This window comes from Nocardia albiluteola (assembly GCF_018860155.1).
GTDB lineage: Bacteria > Actinomycetota > Actinomycetes > Mycobacteriales > Mycobacteriaceae > Nocardia > Nocardia albiluteola.
On sequence record NZ_JAHKNI010000004.1, the window covers coordinates 137,670 to 153,828 of the forward strand.

16 protein-coding genes and 1 tRNA gene are annotated in these 16,159 nt (G+C 66.9%); 8 read left to right on the forward strand and 9 right to left on the reverse strand.

The window, feature by feature from the left end; genetic code table 11:
* Window positions 1-54: 54 nt before the first annotated feature.
* Window positions 55-711 (forward strand): TetR/AcrR family transcriptional regulator, encoded by a 657-nt coding sequence (locus KO481_RS13780; protein WP_215917507.1) that lies wholly within the window; start codon window positions 55-57, stop codon window positions 709-711.
* 287 nt (window positions 712-998) lie between these two features.
* Here the strand turns inward: KO481_RS13780 and KO481_RS13785 are convergent, their stop codons facing one another.
* The gene (locus KO481_RS13785) at window positions 999-1,208 is read right to left on the reverse strand and encodes a VOC family protein (RefSeq protein WP_245400945.1); all 210 of its coding nucleotides are present in this window, start codon (window positions 1,206-1,208) and stop codon (window positions 999-1,001) included.
* The gene (locus KO481_RS42995; protein WP_245401035.1) at window positions 1,205-1,381 is read right to left on the reverse strand and encodes a VOC family protein; all 177 of its coding nucleotides are present in this window, start codon (window positions 1,379-1,381) and stop codon (window positions 1,205-1,207) included. The genes KO481_RS13785 and KO481_RS42995 overlap by 4 nt, the downstream gene beginning before the upstream one ends.
* A 129-nt stretch (window positions 1,382-1,510) precedes the next feature.
* Here KO481_RS42995 and KO481_RS13790 point away from each other — a divergent pair, with 129 nt between their 5' ends.
* Complete coding sequence (locus tag KO481_RS13790; protein WP_215917509.1) at window positions 1,511-2,335, forward strand: MerR family transcriptional regulator; 825 nt, start codon at window positions 1,511-1,513, stop codon at window positions 2,333-2,335.
* Window positions 2,336-2,441: 106 nt separating this feature from the next.
* On the opposite strand, the gene KO481_RS13795 is transcribed toward KO481_RS13790, so the two are convergent.
* Entirely contained in the window at window positions 2,442-2,699 is a 258-nt protein-coding gene (locus KO481_RS13795) for an SDR family NAD(P)-dependent oxidoreductase (RefSeq protein WP_215917510.1), read from the reverse strand.
* Complete coding sequence (locus KO481_RS13800) at window positions 2,696-4,846, reverse strand: flavin-containing monooxygenase (protein WP_215917511.1); 2,151 nt, start codon at window positions 4,844-4,846, stop codon at window positions 2,696-2,698. The genes KO481_RS13795 and KO481_RS13800 overlap by 4 nt, the downstream gene beginning before the upstream one ends.
* A gap of 110 nt (window positions 4,847-4,956) precedes the next feature.
* Between KO481_RS13800 and KO481_RS13805 the strand changes: the two genes are divergently transcribed.
* From KO481_RS13805 to KO481_RS13815, 3 genes are all read left to right on the forward strand, one after another.
* Window positions 4,957-5,535: a TetR family transcriptional regulator gene (locus KO481_RS13805; protein ID WP_215917512.1), complete on the forward strand. Its 579-nt coding sequence runs from the start codon at window positions 4,957-4,959 to the stop codon at window positions 5,533-5,535.
* A gap of 262 nt (window positions 5,536-5,797) precedes the next feature.
* Window positions 5,798-6,172 (forward strand): VOC family protein, encoded by a 375-nt coding sequence (locus KO481_RS13810; protein ID WP_215917513.1) that lies wholly within the window; start codon window positions 5,798-5,800, stop codon window positions 6,170-6,172.
* Between the two features lie 82 nt (window positions 6,173-6,254).
* Window positions 6,255-7,247, forward strand: coding sequence for a quinone oxidoreductase family protein (locus KO481_RS13815; protein ID WP_215917514.1), 993 nt, complete (start codon window positions 6,255-6,257; stop codon window positions 7,245-7,247).
* 501 nt (window positions 7,248-7,748) lie between these two features.
* Here KO481_RS13815 and KO481_RS13820 read toward each other — a convergent pair.
* Both KO481_RS13820 and orn read right to left on the reverse strand, forming a co-directional pair.
* A tRNA-His gene (locus tag KO481_RS13820) sits at window positions 7,749-7,821 on the reverse strand.
* 54 nt (window positions 7,822-7,875) lie between these two features.
* The gene (gene orn / locus KO481_RS13825; protein ID WP_215917515.1) at window positions 7,876-8,511 is read right to left on the reverse strand and encodes an oligoribonuclease; all 636 of its coding nucleotides are present in this window, start codon (window positions 8,509-8,511) and stop codon (window positions 7,876-7,878) included.
* A 261-nt stretch (window positions 8,512-8,772) separates the two neighbouring features.
* Between orn and KO481_RS13830 the strand changes: the two genes are divergently transcribed.
* Window positions 8,773-10,530, forward strand: coding sequence for a helicase HerA-like domain-containing protein (locus KO481_RS13830; protein WP_215917516.1), 1,758 nt, complete (start codon window positions 8,773-8,775; stop codon window positions 10,528-10,530).
* 147 nt (window positions 10,531-10,677) lie between these two features.
* Here the strand turns inward: KO481_RS13830 and KO481_RS13835 are convergent, their stop codons facing one another.
* Window positions 10,678-11,616 carry an amidohydrolase family protein gene (locus KO481_RS13835; RefSeq protein WP_215917517.1) on the reverse strand — a complete coding sequence of 313 codons (939 nt, stop codon included), beginning with the start codon at window positions 11,614-11,616 and terminating at the stop codon, window positions 10,678-10,680.
* Window positions 11,617-11,689: 73 nt separating this feature from the next.
* Here KO481_RS13835 and KO481_RS43000 point away from each other — a divergent pair, with 73 nt between their 5' ends.
* Window positions 11,690-12,154, forward strand: a complete 465-nt coding sequence (locus tag KO481_RS43000; protein WP_215917518.1) for a MarR family winged helix-turn-helix transcriptional regulator — start codon at window positions 11,690-11,692, stop codon at window positions 12,152-12,154.
* Between the two features lie 113 nt (window positions 12,155-12,267).
* Here the strand turns inward: KO481_RS43000 and lysA are convergent, their stop codons facing one another.
* Both lysA and cmrA read right to left on the reverse strand, forming a co-directional pair.
* Entirely contained in the window at window positions 12,268-13,611 is a 1,344-nt protein-coding gene (gene lysA / locus KO481_RS13845) for a diaminopimelate decarboxylase (RefSeq protein ID WP_215917519.1), read from the reverse strand.
* A 145-nt stretch (window positions 13,612-13,756) separates the two neighbouring features.
* Window positions 13,757-14,551: a mycolate reductase gene (gene cmrA, locus KO481_RS13850; RefSeq protein WP_215917520.1), complete on the reverse strand. Its 795-nt coding sequence runs from the start codon at window positions 14,549-14,551 to the stop codon at window positions 13,757-13,759.
* 471 nt (window positions 14,552-15,022) lie between these two features.
* Between cmrA and KO481_RS13855 the strand changes: the two genes are divergently transcribed.
* A complete protein-coding gene (locus KO481_RS13855; RefSeq protein WP_308166592.1) occupies window positions 15,023-16,114 on the forward strand; it encodes a serine hydrolase domain-containing protein in 1,092 nt (363 codons plus the stop codon).
* Window positions 16,115-16,159 lie beyond the last annotated feature (45 nt).

The window sequence follows — 16,159 nt, forward strand, 5'->3', positions numbered from 1 at the left end:
CAAATTTGGGATGAGATTCAATACAGTTGAGCTGTATCGGAGTTTGGGGTGTAGATGACAAGCGAGCAACCACGCCGGGCCTACAACTCCGAGCGCCGCCGCGAAGCGGCGCTCCGCAACCGTGCTGCTGTCCTGCTCGCATGCCGAGAGCTGCTGTTTCGCGACGGTTACCACGCCACGACCATCCGGGGTGTGGCCGAGTGCGCGGGCGTCTCGACCGAAACGGTGTACAAGACCTTCGGTAGCAAGACGAGCATGGTCAAGGCCCTGTGGGACATGACACTGGCCGGAGACGACGAACCGGTGCCGATGGCCGACCGCCCCCAGACACAGCAGATCCGGCACACCGCGGAACCACGCGAAAAGCTCCGGCTCTACGCCGCCTACGTTCGTGGGATCCACGAACGGGTCGCGCAGCTGTGGACCGTGTTGACTCAGGCCGGGCCGGAGATCGGCGAGGTGCTGGAGATCGGGGAGCAGGAACGGCTCACCGCGGTCACCGCGTTCGTCGCGCACCTCGAGGAAGCCGGCGTGCTGGTTCAGGACACGGATCCGAGACTCATGGCAGACGCGCTCTGGGCACTGGCCGGGCCGCAGCTCTATACCCAGCTCACCGTAGAACGGGGCTGGCTACCCGGCATCTACGAGGATTGGCTCGCCGCCACTCTCATCGCCACCCTCCTGTCCCCTGCGCCCTACGGGCAACATTGAGGGGAACGACGTCCGCAACACGAACGCTGTGGAAGGCGTAGCGGTGCGGGTTCGCCGGGCCAGTCGGGCGCGATCGGGGCGTATCCGGCGGCGCGGAAGCGTTCGACCCAGGGTTCCCGGCTGGTGGCGTAGACGAAGCTGCACACGAGGCCGCTCGGCGCAGTGAGGCGAAGGGGGTCTGTGGATCTGGATTTGCGCCTGCTGCGCTACTTCGTGACTGTCGCTGATGAGCGGCGGTCGGCTGCTGGAGCGCGACAGCCGCCATGCGCGGGCCGAAAGTCGCCGCGCTATTCGGATTTCCAGGTGACCAGATCGAAGTCGTTGCCCTCGGGGTCGGCGAAGGTGGTGTACTGGGCCTTTGGCAGCTTGGTCTCGTTGAGCGCCTTGGCGCCCAGCCCGGTCAGCCGCTCGATTTCCTGGGCGTACTGCTCTGTGATCAGGATCGGGCGGAGCGTGTTGTTCACGGCCTCGAGCTCGGGGACCGGGTGGAAGATCAGTCGGGGCCGCTCGCTGGGGCAGTGGCGTCGACAGCCATGTCGCCGGTGACCGCACCCGGGCTGACCGGGCGACCCAGGACCTTTCCCCAAAAGTCCGCGAGGGAAACGGGGTCGACGCAATCGAAGTTCAACGCCGCGAATTCCAGACTGACCGCGGGGGCAGATGCGTTCATGGACTGTTCCTTTCGATGGAGGCCGCCGTCGCGGCCGGCTGGTTACACCGTCGTCGGTCCCCGTGCCGGAGGGTCAACAGCGGCGCTGGAGCTTGACCCTCCCCTTGGGGGAGGGCACATACTGGGCCGATGCCTGCCGCGCTGACCATCGGCGACTTCTCCCGCGCCACCCACCTGAGCGTCAAGACACTGCGCCACTACCACGGTGTCGGGCTGCTGTCACCCGCCGAGGTGGACGCGGATACCGGATATCGCTGGTACACAACCGAACAGATCCCCACGGCCCAGGTCATCCGCCGTTTCCGGAACTTGAACATGCCGCTGGACCACATTCGAGCCGTGCTCACGGCTCCCGACCTGCGGACCCGAAACGAACTCATCGCCGCGCACCTCGCCAGCCTCGAACAGAACCTGGCTCGTACGCAGTCCGCGGTGGCGTCGTTACGCGATCTGCTCGCGGGCCCGTCCGACTCCGCGCCCGTGCGCCACCGCCGCGTGGGTGCGAGGATGACCGCGGCTGTCACCGCGGTCGTCACGATGGCCGACCTGCCGCCCTGGTACCTGGGTGCGCTGGGCGAACTGCACGCCACCCTCGGAGCCAAGGGTCTAGCTGCCACCGGCCCGGCGGGCGGGATCTTCGCCGGTGAGCTGTTCACCGAAGAGTACGGGCAGGCAACGGTTTTCGTCCCGACTGAGACCGAGGTTCCGCGGCTCGGGCGGATCGAGTCGCTCGTCGTTCCGGCCGCCGAACTCGCGGTGATCGAGCATCCCGGCTCCCTGGCCGATGTCGACCGCGCCTACGGCAGGCTGGCCGCCTACGTGGCCGACCACGAACTGCACCTGGACGGACCGATCCGCGAGTACTACCTCGTCGACCGCCAGGTGACCGCAGACGAGAAGCAGTGGCGGACCGAAGTCTGCTGGCCGATCTTCAGCACCGGCGCGACCTCCTGAACGGGCAGGGCCCCGGCTATTGCGTAATGGGAAAACTTCCCTCCCAAGGAGTCACCGGTCCCTCGAACTCGGTGGTGTGATCAAGGTGAGGCGGCCGGAGAAGGTGTCATAGCTGTAGCCCGAGACTCGGATGCGACCCGAAGCCGTTGGGGAGCGTGCTCGCCGTGTCATCCGAGCGCACGTCGAGCTCCACCGTGCGCAGATCGAGCCCTTCGCTGTCGGCGAGGGCGCGCAGTTCCCGGCCGTGCTCGTCCCCGGGATCGAGCATGCTCGCGTAGCCGGTGTGCCCGGCCTGGGCCAGCCGGCGCGCGGTCAGGTTGCCGATCCCGGTCGCGGCGCCGGTGACGAGGACGGTCGAGGTCATCGCAACGACCTTGCCCGGTGGGCGATCTCCGCCGGGTCCGGTGGCGCGGCCGGATAGATGTCGACATCGAAGAATCGAGCGAATGGCAGTGTTGCCAGCGTCTCCATGGCTCGCCGCTCATCGGTGGCGATGAGCTCGAGGAAGGTTGCCCGCCGGGCGGGGGAGACGTAGTGGGCGCCAATCCTTCCCTCCGAGCGCAGCACCTCCAGTTGTTTCTGCTCGTCTTCTCTCAGCGCGGCGAATTCGGCGAAGTCCGTGTCATTCCGAAGGGTTCCTACCGCCATGAACGTTTGTGTCGCAGCGGGATGTGGGGTGGTGGGCATGGTCTGTCCTTTCGTGATGGTGATGTCGCGGTCGATGTGGTGGGCGGCCCAGTCCTCGATGGCGGAGAGGTAGCCGATCGGTCCGCCGCCGTACTGTGCGCCCGCGAGCGACGGCTTTGCGGCGTCGCGTTTGCCTTCGTTGTTGTAATAGCTTGGGGTGCACTCCATTTCGTAGGTCGAACGATCGATACGCATTCGGGTCATCTCCTCGGCCCACCGCTGCTCGGCCTCGACCGTGACCTCCGCGAACGCAACGTCGGCGCGCAGGAAGCGCGCAACCAGTGCGGCGACGTGGTCGGCCTGGCGGGAGGCGACGTGCGGGAGGTTGGTGGAGATGGCGGCTTGCTCGACGCCACCGATGAGGAAGAGGTTGGGAAAGCGGCTGGTCATCATGCCGTGCAGACTGCGCATGCCGTGCTGCCAATGTTCGGCCAGCGAGATACCGCCCCGCCCGGTCAGCCGATAACCGCCCGCCTTGTAGGTGTGGGCGATCGCGTCGAATCCGGTGCTGTAGATGATCAGATCGACGTCGTACTCCACCCCGTCGACGACCACCGCGTGCTCGGTGAGGTGGTCCACCCCGCGCCCGTCGGTATCGACCAGCGTGACGTTGTCGTTGTTGAACGCCGGGAAATAGTCGTCGCTGAACAGCGGTCGCTTACAGAAGTAGTCGTACCAGGGCTTCAGTGATTCGGCCGTACTCGCGTCCGCGACGATGTCGGTCACCCGCCGGCGGATTTCCTCCATCTTCTCGAAGTCGACTGCCTGCACTCGGGCGAAGTCGGGGACTTCGCCCGGGCCGTTCATGGCCGCGGAGACGCGTCGACCCATGCGGGTGGCTTCGTCGTCGATGAGATCCACGACCGGCCTGCCCGACATCGTCTCGACGAAGTTGTCCATGCGTTTGCGTTGCCAGCCGGGCTCGAGGCCGCGGAACCAGTCCGGGTCGGTCGGCCGGTTGTTGCGGGCGTTCACGATTGCCGGTGTGCGCTGGAACAGATAGACGTGCTGCGCGCTCGCGGCCAGGTGCGGAAGGATCTGAATGCTGCTCGCGCCGGTGCCGATCAATGCGACCCGCTTGTCCGACAGTTTGTCGAGGTTCCCGTGCCAATCGCCACCGGTAGTGCCGTAGTCCCAGCGGCTCGAGTGGAACGACTGCCCCTGGAATTTCTCGATTCCCTTGATACCCGGCAACTTTGCCCGGCTCAACGGGCCCGTCCCGATCGTGATGAACCGGGCGTGGATCGTATCGTGGCGGTCGGTGCTCGCCACCCAGCGCGAAAGTTCTTCGCTCCACGCGACATCGGTGACGGTCGTGCCGAGCAGCGCACGCGAATAGAGATCGTAGTGACGCCCGATCGCGCGGGCGTGCTCGAGCATTTCCGGGCCGCCCGCGTACTTCTCGGTCGGCACGGTGCCGACCTCTTCCAGCAGCGGCATGTAGATGTATGACTCGATATCGCAGCGCACGCCCGGATACCGATTCCAGTACCAGACGCCGCCGAAGTCACCGGCCTGATCCACGATCAGGAAATCGGTGGCTCCCGACTTGTGCAGGTGCACCGCCATCTGCAGGCCCGACCAGCCCCCACCCAGGACGAGTGTGTCCACGTCGGCCACCTGGGGCGCACGGGACCGTCCGCCGGGGCTGGATTCCAGATACGGATCGGCCGCGAAATCCGCGTAGTCCCCGCTGACATCCAGATACTGTGCGTCGCCGTCGGGCCGGAGCCGTTTGTCCCGCTCGGCCCGATATTTCTGCCGCAGCTCCACGGGATCGAACCTGCTCGGCGCGCCCGTGTCCATGCTCGTCGTATCGCTCATATCTACTCTCGGTCCAGCTGATGTCACGTCGTGACATCAGAGTAGACCTGATGTCACGACGTGACAAGGGCAAGGTAGGAGCCATGCGAGGGGCTGGGTACGATACGGCCATGCCTCGTTGGGAACTCGGCAGCGAAGATCGGCTCAAGCGGGCCGCCCTGGAACTCTTCGACGAGAAAGGGTTCGAGGACACGAGCGTCGTTCAGATCGCGAAGCGGGCCGGTGTCACGACCCGCACCTTCTTCCGGTACTTCTCCGACAAGCGTGATGTGCTGTTCGCCGAATCGGACCAGTTACGTGCGGCGTTGGTCGAAGTGATTCGCCAGGCGCCCGATGTCGGCAATCCGCTCCATGTAGTCATCGGCACCCTGGTGGAATTCGACTGGGAATCTTTGGGACGAGACGTCCAGCGCCGACGGCAGGCAGTGATCTCGGCGAATCCGGAACTGCTGGAACGCGATCTGATCAAACACGACGACATCGCGCGCGCGTTCACCGACGCACTGCGGCAACGGGGGATCGAAACCGATATCGCGAGACTGGCCGCCCGCGTTGGCATTCCGGTGTTCTTCGCGGCCTACGAACAATGGCTCGAGGCCGGAAACGACGTCGAGCTGGGCTCGATCACCGAGAAGTTGATGTCGGATCTGGAGTCGCTCGTTCCCAACCATGGGCGACCAATTCGGTAGTCCCGCGCAGTGCTTGGAAATCGTTGTAGTACAACGGCTTCTGCCCGGTCACACTAGGCTGTCTCGTTCTTGTCGACCTGGTCGAGGTAGAAGCGCACCGAGGCGATGCGATCATCGCGACGGCGGCCGGGATCGAAACGTTCACAGCCCCTCCTCTGAGGGGAGGGTTGGGGCGAGGGGCGGGTGTTGACCCTCCCGTCAGGGCACCGGCGACGGTGGATTCAGTCGGCCGCGACGGCCGTATCCACCGGAAGGAACCATCGTGAACGCAACCAGTCTCACCGTGATGGCTTTGACCATCGATTGCGCGGATCCCGCTGCCCTGGCGGAGTTTTGGGGGAAGGTCCTCGACCGCCCCGTCAGCCCGGGAGCGACCCTCGAGAACGCGCAGCTCACCGCCACCGACCCGGAGCGCGGGCCCCGGCTGTTCTTCCAGCGGGTCCCCGAGCCCAAGACGGTCAAGAACAGGCTCCATCTCGACATGGTCACCGAACACTACGAGACCGAGATCGAGCGGCTGACCGGCCTGGGCGCCAAATCGCTCGACAAGGTCGAGGTTCCCGGGGCCCGCTGGACCACCTTCGCCGACCCGGAGGGCAACGAGTTCGACCTGCTGACCTTTCAGGGCAGCGAGTAGTCGCTTGCCCGGCGCTCGACCCGACCATCGCAGTCGCGACGGCGGCAATCACCAATCATATTGAACACAAAAGGATTTGATCATGACTATCGATATCGAGCAGATGGACGCGATCGTCGTGCAGGCCTACGGGTCGCCGGCGCAGGCGCTGAGCTACCGTTCCGAACCGGTGCCGCAGCCGGGCCCGGGTGAGGTGCTCGTCGAGGTACGCGCCGCCGCGGTGAACCCCTTCGACGTCGTCATCGCCTCGGGCAAGCTCGGCACGCCGGTGCCGGTGATTCCCGGCGGAGATTTCGCCGGTGTCATCGTCTCCGACGGCGACCGCGTCGGTGAGGAGGTGTGGGGCAGTGGGTGGTCAACGGGCGTCGAGCTGGGGTTGACACGCCCGGGCACGCACGCCCGCTACGTCGCCCTTCCCGAGAAGGTGCTCTCCCGCAAGCCCGCCCGCCTGACAATGAGCCAGTCCGCTGCCGTCGGCCGCTCTCACCTCGCGGCCTGGCACACGGTGATCAACACCATGCAACTCCTGCCGGGCGAGACCATCCTGATCACCGGCGGCGCGGGCATGATCGGCCAAGCCGCCACCGAGATCGCCCGGTGGCGCGGCGCGACGCCGATCGTCGCCGCCCGGCGCAAACCCGATGGCGTCGAGCACTTCATCGACACCACCTCGACCGACATCTCCGAGGCGGTACTCGAGCTGACCGACGGCCGTGGCGCAGACTTGGTACTGGACGTCGTCGGCGGCGAGTTGTTCGAACCCGCCCTGCACAGCCTGCGGTTCGGCGGTCGGATGGCCGCAACCTTCAACAACCTTTCGCGTGTCGAGTTCAACCCGGGAGAGGAGATCGTCAACAAACAGCTGCACCTGTCGGGGATCGCCAGCCTGTTCTGGGACCCGGCGGACATCGCGGCCATCTTCGACCAGCTCGCCGCGCTGTTCGACCACGGCCTACTCAGCCCGCCGCCCGTGAAGACATGGCCCTTGGCGCAAGCCGTCGAGGCCTACGAGACCGTCGCGGACGGGTCGGCCGGAATCAAGCAGGTTCTGCTGCCCGGCGGCGACGCCGCATAACGAACGCAACGGGAAGCACCCTTCGGGTGGGCACCTATACCGGTGCCCACCTCTTGGCCATTCAGCCAACCATGGTCAACAGGCAGAACGCTTTTGGGTGGGCGCACCCATGGACCGCCTGCGACATGGAAGACCCCGAGCGGACTGATGCTGCCAGAATCGGTGCGGCCTAGTGCGGCCGGACGTTCCGGGCTGCGCGGGGCACTGAGTTCGCGCACATTCAACCTGAGGTCCTACCGAAAGCGGGTAGCCACGGCGACCGTGGAGGAGAAGGGTATCGACGCGGCCGGGCTTTAGCTGAACCACGTGCTGGGTTCGCGAGTGACCGCCGACCATTACGTCGAGAAGCCGCGGGACGTGCTGGACAACCGGGAGGTGCTCAATGTCTACGTCGCATGATGACTTGGAAGAACTGCGCTCAGAATTTGGTAAGAACTTGGAAAAAGCTCGAGTAGCAGTTCGGCCCAGGCAAGAGGCGATGCTCTGGCCTGGGCCGATGAGGGTGGCTGACGGGACTCGAACCCGCGACACCCAGGATCACAACCTGGTGCTCTACCAGCTGAACTACAGCCACCATTTGCCGGAATAACCGGCGCGGTAGATATTAGCGTGTCGGGCGGCCGGGGACCTAATCGGTGCCCTGGGCTGGGGTTTTACCGTCGTCGGCGGGGCCGAGCTGGGCGGCCACGGCCGCGATTTCCGCGGTGGACGGGCCGGGAGCGGGGACGAACGCGGTGCGGCGGTAGTACTCCAGTTCGCGGATGGATTCCTTGATATCGGCCAGGGCGCGGTGGGTCAGGCCCTTCTCGGGCTGGCCGAAGTAGATGCGGGGGTACCAGCGGCGGCACAGTTCCTTGATCGAGCTGACGTCGATCATGCGGTAGTGCAGGTGGGCGTCCAGGGCGGGCATGTCGCGGGCGAGGAAGCCGCGGTCGGTGGCGATGGAGTTGCCGGCCAGCGGGACCGTGCCCGCGGTGGGCGCGTACTTGGTGATGTAGTCCATGACCTGTTGTTCCGCTTCGGCCATGGTGACTGTGGAGCGGCGCACCTCCTCGGTCAGACCCGAGCGTGCGTGCATCTCCCGCACGACCGGTGGCATCGCGGCCAGCGCGTCGTCGTCGGCGTGGATGACGATGTCCACGCCCTCACCGAGGATGTTGAGATCGCTGTCGGTGACGAGGGCGGCCACCTCGATCAGCCTGTCGCTGTCCAGCCGCAGGCCGGTCATCTCGCAATCCATCCACACCACAAGTTTGTCGGACACCTGGGTCACAGTAGTGCGCTGAGCAATTGTTTTGTCCGCTGCCCGCTGGATTCGCCGCGCTCGGCGCGATCGCTGTCGGGTGCGACCTCCGATAGGCGGCGGTGTTCTTGCCACTAGTGATGGTCGCGACACAATTGCTGCTGAGTGGCATCGGCCCGCTGTCAGGTCGTCGGCGATATGGTTTCCACAGATCGAGCGCGTGAATTCAGGTAAATGCAACGTTGGCGGCCAGTTAGCAGAGCGGCAGACGGAGGAGCGGCGATGACGACACCGGCGGAGAAGGCGGCGGCCGCGCGCGAGGCGGCCCAGGAGGCGGCGCGCGTCGCGGCGGAGGCGGCGGCCGTGGCCGAAGCCGCCGAGCGGGAGGCGGCACAGGCGCAGGTGGCACCGGATTCATCTGCGGAGTCGGCTTCGGGCAGCTCTGCCGCGGGCGCGACCGCCGCGAATGCCGATGCGGGCGGCACCGTTTCGGAGTCAGCGACCGAAAGTGCCTCGGCTGGTATCGGTTCCGATGCCGCCCGGGAGATTGCCGCCGGATACGCCTTCGAGGGCGCGGCCCTGGAACTCGGCGCGGTGCTGATCGACGGCACGGTGGACTCCGCTGCGCGCGTGCGGATTCCGATGAAGACGATGAACCGGCACGGGCTCATCGCGGGCGCCACGGGTACCGGTAAGACCAAGACCCTGCAGGGAATCGCCGAACAACTCTCGGCCGCAGGGGTTCCGGTGGTGCTGGCCGATGTGAAGGGCGATCTGTCCGGGCTGGCGCAGCCGGGCGTAGCCAGCGACAAGATCGTCGCGCGGGCCACGGAAACCGGTGACGCCGACTGGCAGCCGAGCGGGTTCCCGACGGAATTCGTCTCCCTCGGCACCGAGGGCATCGGCGTGCCGATCCGGGCCACCATCACCTCGTTCGGGCCGGTGCTGCTCAGTAAGGTGCTGGGACTCAACGAGACTCAGGAGTCCACGCTCGGACTGATCTTCCACTGGGCCGACAAGCAGGGGCTGGCGCTGCTGGATCTGAAGGATCTGCGCGCGGTGATCCAGCATCTGACGAGCCCTGAGGGCAAGGTGGATCTGCAGGGCATCGGCGGTGTTTCGGCGGCGACGGCCGGGGTGATCCTGCGGGCGCTGGTCAACCTCGAGGCCGAGGGTGGCGACACCTTCTTCGGTGAGCCGGAACTGGATCCGGCCGATCTGCTGCGCACGGCGGGTGGTCAGGGCGTGATCACGCTGTTCGAGCTGGGCGCGCAGGCGGCCCGCCCGGTCCTGTTCTCCACCTTCCTGATGTGGGTGCTGGCCGACCTGTTCCAGACGCTGCCCGAGATCGGGGACATGGACAAACCCAAGCTGGTGTTCATCTTCGACGAGGCGCACCTGCTGTTCAACGGCGCGTCCAAGGCGTTCCTGGAGCAGGTCGAGCAGACGGTGAAGCTGATCCGCTCCAAGGGGGTCGGCGTGTTCTTCTGCACCCAACTGCCCACCGACATCCCGAATCCCGTTCTCTCGCAGTTGGGTGCGCGCATCCAGCATGCGCTGCGCGCCTTCACCCCCGACGATCAGAAGGCGTTGTCCAAGACGGTGCGCACCTATCCCAAGACCGCGACCTACGACCTGGAGAAGGCGTTGATCTCGCTCGGGATCGGCGAGGCGGTCGTGACGGTGCTGTCCGAGCAGGGCGCGCCCACCCCGGTCGCCTGGGCGCGACTGCGCCCGCCGCGCTCGCTGATGGACACCATCGGCGACGACGCGATCCGATCCCGCGCCCAGTCCAGCACGCTGTTCGCCACGTACGGCCGGACCATCGATCGCGAGTCGGCCTACGAGATCCTGACCGCGAAAGTGGAAGCGGCGCAACCGGAGTCGGATTCGCCCCCGACCGTCCGCCCCGCGCCCGCCGAGAAGTCCGCCGCCGAGCGCATCATGGACAACCCGGCGGTCAAGAACTTCATCCGTTCCGCCGCGACAGTCGCGGGCAGGGAGATCAGCCGCAGCCTTTTCGGTACCCGAAAGCGCTGAGTCGCAACAGTTTTCTCGTCAGCCGTGGGCATGGAGCCCGGTCGGCATGTCCCGCAGCGCCGGGATCGGTTGAAGCCGTGCGCTTTTCGACCTCGCTGGGACGGTAGTTGCCTGCGGCCGAAAGGTGCACGTGCAGCGTGAGATCCGTCAGGAAGCGAGTCGCGGGAACAGAATCTCCGCGTTGCCGCGGTTGACGGCGTGCAACTGTCCCTCGGGCCACTCGTGGGTATCGAGGTAGTTGTCGAAATACCCGACGGCCGGGCTGGGCGCGAAGGGCCAGTCGCTGCCGTAGAGGATGTGGCTCGGATCGGCGAACGCCTGTAATGCGGGCAGCGCGGTGGGGCTGCCCGACAGCGCCGTGTCGAAGTAGAAGCGGCGCAACTCGGTCAGTATGCCCTCGGGCGAGCCGCCGGAGCCCACTACGCCCGCGGTGACGGCGACCCGGTGCGCGAGGTAGGGGAGGGCCCCGCCGGCGTGCGACAGAATGACCTTCATATTCGGATACCGCGTCAGCACCCCGGCCATGGCCATGTCCACGGCCGTGCGGGTGGTGTCGAACGGGAAGTCGACGATGGGGCCGGGTGTGCCCGGCAGCATCGGCAACGCCATCTCATTGGGGTGGACGAAGACGACCGCGCCGCGCGCGTCGAGCTCGGCCCATAGCGGCTCGAAGGCCGGATCGCCGAGGTATCGGCCGCGGGCGTTGGCCATCAGCACCACGCCGTCGGCGCGCAGGGTGTCCAGCGCATAGACGGCCTCGGCGGCGGCGCCGTCGACATCCGGCAGCGGCAGGCTGGCGAACAGGCCGAAGCGGGCCGGCCGGTCCTTGACCACCTCGGCGGTGAATTCGTTGTTGGCGCGGGACAATTCGCGTGATTTCGCATCGTCGCCGAAGTGCGTGCCGGGCGCGCTGACGGACAGGATGCCGGTGGCGATGCCCAGCTTGTCCATCGCCTCCACCGCGCTGTCGGCCGACCAGGACGGCAGCGGCCAGCCCGCGGCCGTGAGGTTCTGGTCGGTGAGGGACTTGCCGTAGCTCGGCGGCAATACGTGCTGGTGAACGTCGATGCGTGCGGAATCGATCATTGGTTGACTCCTTCGAGCGGATCGTCGCGCAAGTATTTAGCTTGCTAACTATTGTGATGCTAGGCTAGCACTCGTGGTCACCGCGGACAAGGACGGCATCGAGGAGCTGGCGCGCGCTGTCGACGCGCTGTTCCTGGCCATGCGTCAGGTGCGCTCGGCCGCCGCCCCCCAGGATCGACTATCGGTCTCGCAGCAGGCGATGCTCGAACCGCTGCTGGACGAATCCGGCCAGGCGGTCGAGGCGCAGCCGGTCGGGGCGCTGGCCGCGGCCGCCGGCGTGAGCATGCCGACCGCGACGCGCATGCTCAAACAGCTCGAGGGCCGGGGCGTGATCACCCGTACTCGCGCGGCGCAGGATGAGCGGCGCGTCCTGATCGAACTGACTCCGCTCGGTCATGAGCAGATGGCCGAGCTACGCACCCAGCGCCGCGACGCGCAGCGGTATGGCCTGGCCGAATTCGACGACGAGGAGCGCGCGGAATTCGCCGCGTATCTTCGCCGCCTCACCCGCGTCATCAAAAGCCGCGGGTTGCACTGATTCCCGGGTGCTCGGCAGACGCCGAATCCCGCCGGTGGAACCGCATCCGTTCCTGGGCCTTGGAACGGATACGGATCGACCGGCGGGATCGGACCTGGAAAATGAGGGAGCGATCAGCCCAGGTCGCGGACCAGCATGTCGGCCGGGGTCTCCCGCCGGACCAGTTCGCTGCAACGCCCGTCGCGGACAGAGATGATCGGCGGGCGCCCGACACCGTTGTACGACGAGGCCAGGCTGTGGTGATACGCGCCGGTGCACGGGATAGCCAGCACCTCGCCCGGGCGTAGGTCGGCGGGCAGGCTGACGTCGGCGGCGAGGATATCGCCCGCCTCGCAGTACCGTCCGGCTACCGTCGCGGTCATGTGCGGTCCGGTGGGGTGCCGGTTGGCCACGACCGCCTCGTAGCGGGCGCCGTAGAGCGCCACGCGCGGATTGTCGTTCATGCCGCCGTCGGCGATGACGAACGTCCGCCCGCCCTCGATGTGTTTGACCGTCATCACGCGGTACAGCGTGACGCCCGCACGGGCGACGATGGCCCGGCCCGGCTCGAGCGAGATTCGCGGGCGCGCAAAGTGATTCAGTGCGCACGCGGCGTCGAGGGCGTCTTCGACGATGTCGGCGAGCTCGGCCAGGTTCATTTCCGAATCGCCGCAGCGGTAGGCCACCGCGTGCCCGCCGCCGAGGTCGAGTTGGGGCAGGGTGATGCCGTATTCCCGTTCCACGCGGGCCATTTCGGCGATCAGGCGGCGTACCGCCTCGCCGTAGTAATCGGGGTCGTGGATCTGTGAGCCGAGATGGCAGTGGAAGCCCACCAATTCGAGCATCGGCTGGCGGATCACGCGATCGATCGCCTCGATCGCGGCCGCGCTCCCGAGCGGGAACCCGAACTTCTGGTCGATCACGCCGGTCCGCACCGCGGGGTGGCCGTGCACGTCGATGTCGGGGGACAGCCGCAGCAGCACCTGCTGGCGCCGGGGCGCCACGGCCGCGAGCAGCGTGACCTCGGTGAGCGAGTCGATCACGATCCGGCCCACGCCCGCGTTGACCGCGGCCTCCAGCTCCGAGAACGGTTTTCCGCTGCCGTGCAGCACGATTCGCGCCGGATCCACGCCCGCGGCCAGCGCCACGGCGAGCTCGCCGGCCGAGCACACGTCCACCGACAGGCCCTCCTGGCTGACCCAGGATGCCACCGACTTGGTCAGCAGAGCCTTTGCCGCATAGATGATTTCGGCATCCCGAAAGTACTTGCGGTACAACTGGCAGCGGCGGCGCACCTCGGTCTCGTCCAGCACGTAGGTCGGGGTGCCGTATTGATCGGCGATGTCGGCCAGGGCCACCCCACCCACGGTGATCCGGCTGAGGTCGTCGTAGTGCGTCTCGCACGGCCAGACGGTCGCGTCCAGGCGCGGGGACATCATTCCCGACCGCAGCGACGGGAAGATCTCGAGCAGCGTCACGACTTCTCCTGTAGGTTCCCCGCTTTCTCCTGAGACTGCGGGGGTCATTTACAGGACTACGCCGATCTCACTTCACCCGATCCGGTCGTAACGCGCCCTTGACCCGGGACCGCCCGATCTTGACGCGGTGCTGACGCCGGTGTGATCAGCCTCCCATTTTCTTGTAGAAGGCGCCCACGATGGGTGCGGTCAGCGCCCGCGGCGAGTACTGGCCCGCGACGCTCATACCCTTGCTGATCAGGCCCGGAACCACCCGCATCTTGTTGCGGACGAGAGCGTCGATCGACAGTTTCGCGGTGTACGCGGCCGTGACCCAGATGAAGTCGGGCACCTTGGCGCCGACCTCCTCCTGGTCCGGGTTGTCGGTCCGGACCGGGCCGGGCGCCAGCAGCGTCACGTGCACGCCGCTGCCGGTCAGCTCGCCGCGCAGCGATTCGGAGAAGCTGTTGGTGAAAGCCTTGGTGGCCGCGTATGTGGCGTTGTTCGGGATGGGCATGTTGCCCGCCGCCGACCCGGTGATCAGGATGCCGCCGCCACCGCGCGAGATCATGCCGGGCAGCACCGCCAGGGTCAGATCGTGCACGGCGACCGCGTTGAGCTCCATCACCGACCGTTCGAAGTCCAGGTCGAGCTCGGCGACCGGCCCGAACGTGGCGACCCCGGCGTTGTTGCACAGGATCGCGATGTCGCGGGAGGAGAGCTCGGCCGCCAGCGGGGCCCGCTGCTCGCGATCGGACAGATCCACCGCCCGCACCTCGGCGGTGACGCCGTACCGCTCGGTCAGCCGCTGCGCCAGCTCGCCGAGCAGGTCCCCGCGGCGCGCGACCAGGATCACCGAGTAGCCGCGCCGGGCCAGTTCCTCGGCCAGCGCGGTCCCGATACCCGAGGAGGCCCCGGTGACGACGGCGCGATTATCTGAGGTAGGGGCAGGAATGCTCACGACCGAGCCTCGCTGGCGCTCGGCTCGGTCGTGCGCATGGCACGCTGGCTCATCGGTTCGCTCCGCTCACGTATCGATCCTCGCTGGCGCTCGGCTCGGTCGTGCGCATGGCACGCTGGCTCATCGGTTCGCTCCGCTTCGCTCCGCTCACGTACCGGGAGCCTACCGGGTGTTCCCGGACCTGCCGTCCCTCACGCCCGCGCGAATCGGGCATCGGGACCGTGGCGGTGCGGGTGGTGCTGGCACCACCCGCGCTCGTGCGCCGGCCGTACCCCGGATTCGGGTGCTGCTCCCCTGGGGGCGGTGGCGTGTGGCTCATAGGCTCGAAAACGGTCCGGTGATCATTCTGGTCACAGGCGGGTTGGAGAGGGAAATGACTTGGGTGAGAGTGGGTTTCGGCGTGCTCTGGGTGCGGCGGCGGTACTGGGGGTGGCGATGTGGGCAGTGGCCGCATGCGGCGGCGACCGGGCCGTGAGGCCGACTGCCGATCCGGGGGATGCGGGACGGGCACAGATAGTGCGGGCGCTGGATGCGGTGACCGCGCACGGGCTGCCGGGGGCGCAGGTGGTGATCACCGGGCCGGGAGTGGACTGGACAGCCGGCTCGGGTGTGGGCGATCTCGGCAGTCGCGCGCCGTTCCCCGTCCAATCGGAGGTCCGGATCGGCAGCAATACCAAGACCTTCGTCTCGACGGTGCTGCTGCAGTTGGCGGCCGAGCACAAGGTCGATCTCGACGCGCCGGTGGAACGCTATCTGCCGGGTGTGATCCGGGGGAACGGCAACGACGGCGCCCGCATTACGATACGAGAGTTGTTGCAGCACAGCAGCGGCCTGCCGGAGTATCTGACACCCGAGGATCCGTCGAACCCGCAGCCGCCGAATCCCGCTCAGGTGCAACTGAGTCCGGCGACCATGCGGCAGCACCACACCCCTCGGGAGATGCTTGCCAACGCCCTGACCATGCCGCCGCAGTTCGAGCCCGGCGCGAAATCGGTGTACACCAACACCAACTATCTGGTGGCGGGCATGGTGATCGAGCGGGTGACGGGGCAGTCGACCGCGGCCGAGATCGACCGGAGAATCATCGCGCCGCTGGGGCTGCACGGAACCTACTTCCCGGGCGACGGTGATACCGGAATCCGTGATCCGCATCCGCGCGGATATTTCACCGTCGACGGTAAGCCGGTCGACGTCACCGAGTTCGATACCTCGTGGGCGGGTGCGGCGGGCGCCATGATCTCCACCGGAGCCGATCTGAATCGATTCTTCACCGCCCTGCTCAACGGAAAGCTGCTGCCCGCGGCCCAATTGGCCCAGATGCAGCGAACCCGGCCGAACGATCGGCTGCCCGGAGGGTATGGGCTCGGGCTGGCTCGTCTGCCGGTGTCCTGCGGTGCGCAGGTATGGGGCCACGGCGGTGACGTTCCGGGCTTCGAGACCATGGACGGCGTCCGTGCCGACGGCCGAGCGGTGACCGTGACGGTCAATGGAACTCCCTCGGATGAGCAGGGCTACGACACGGTTACCAAGGCATTCGACACCGCGATATGCGCGGGGGCCTGACCGCTACTCCAGCGGGATCCCGACCAGTACTCCAGCGGGATCTCG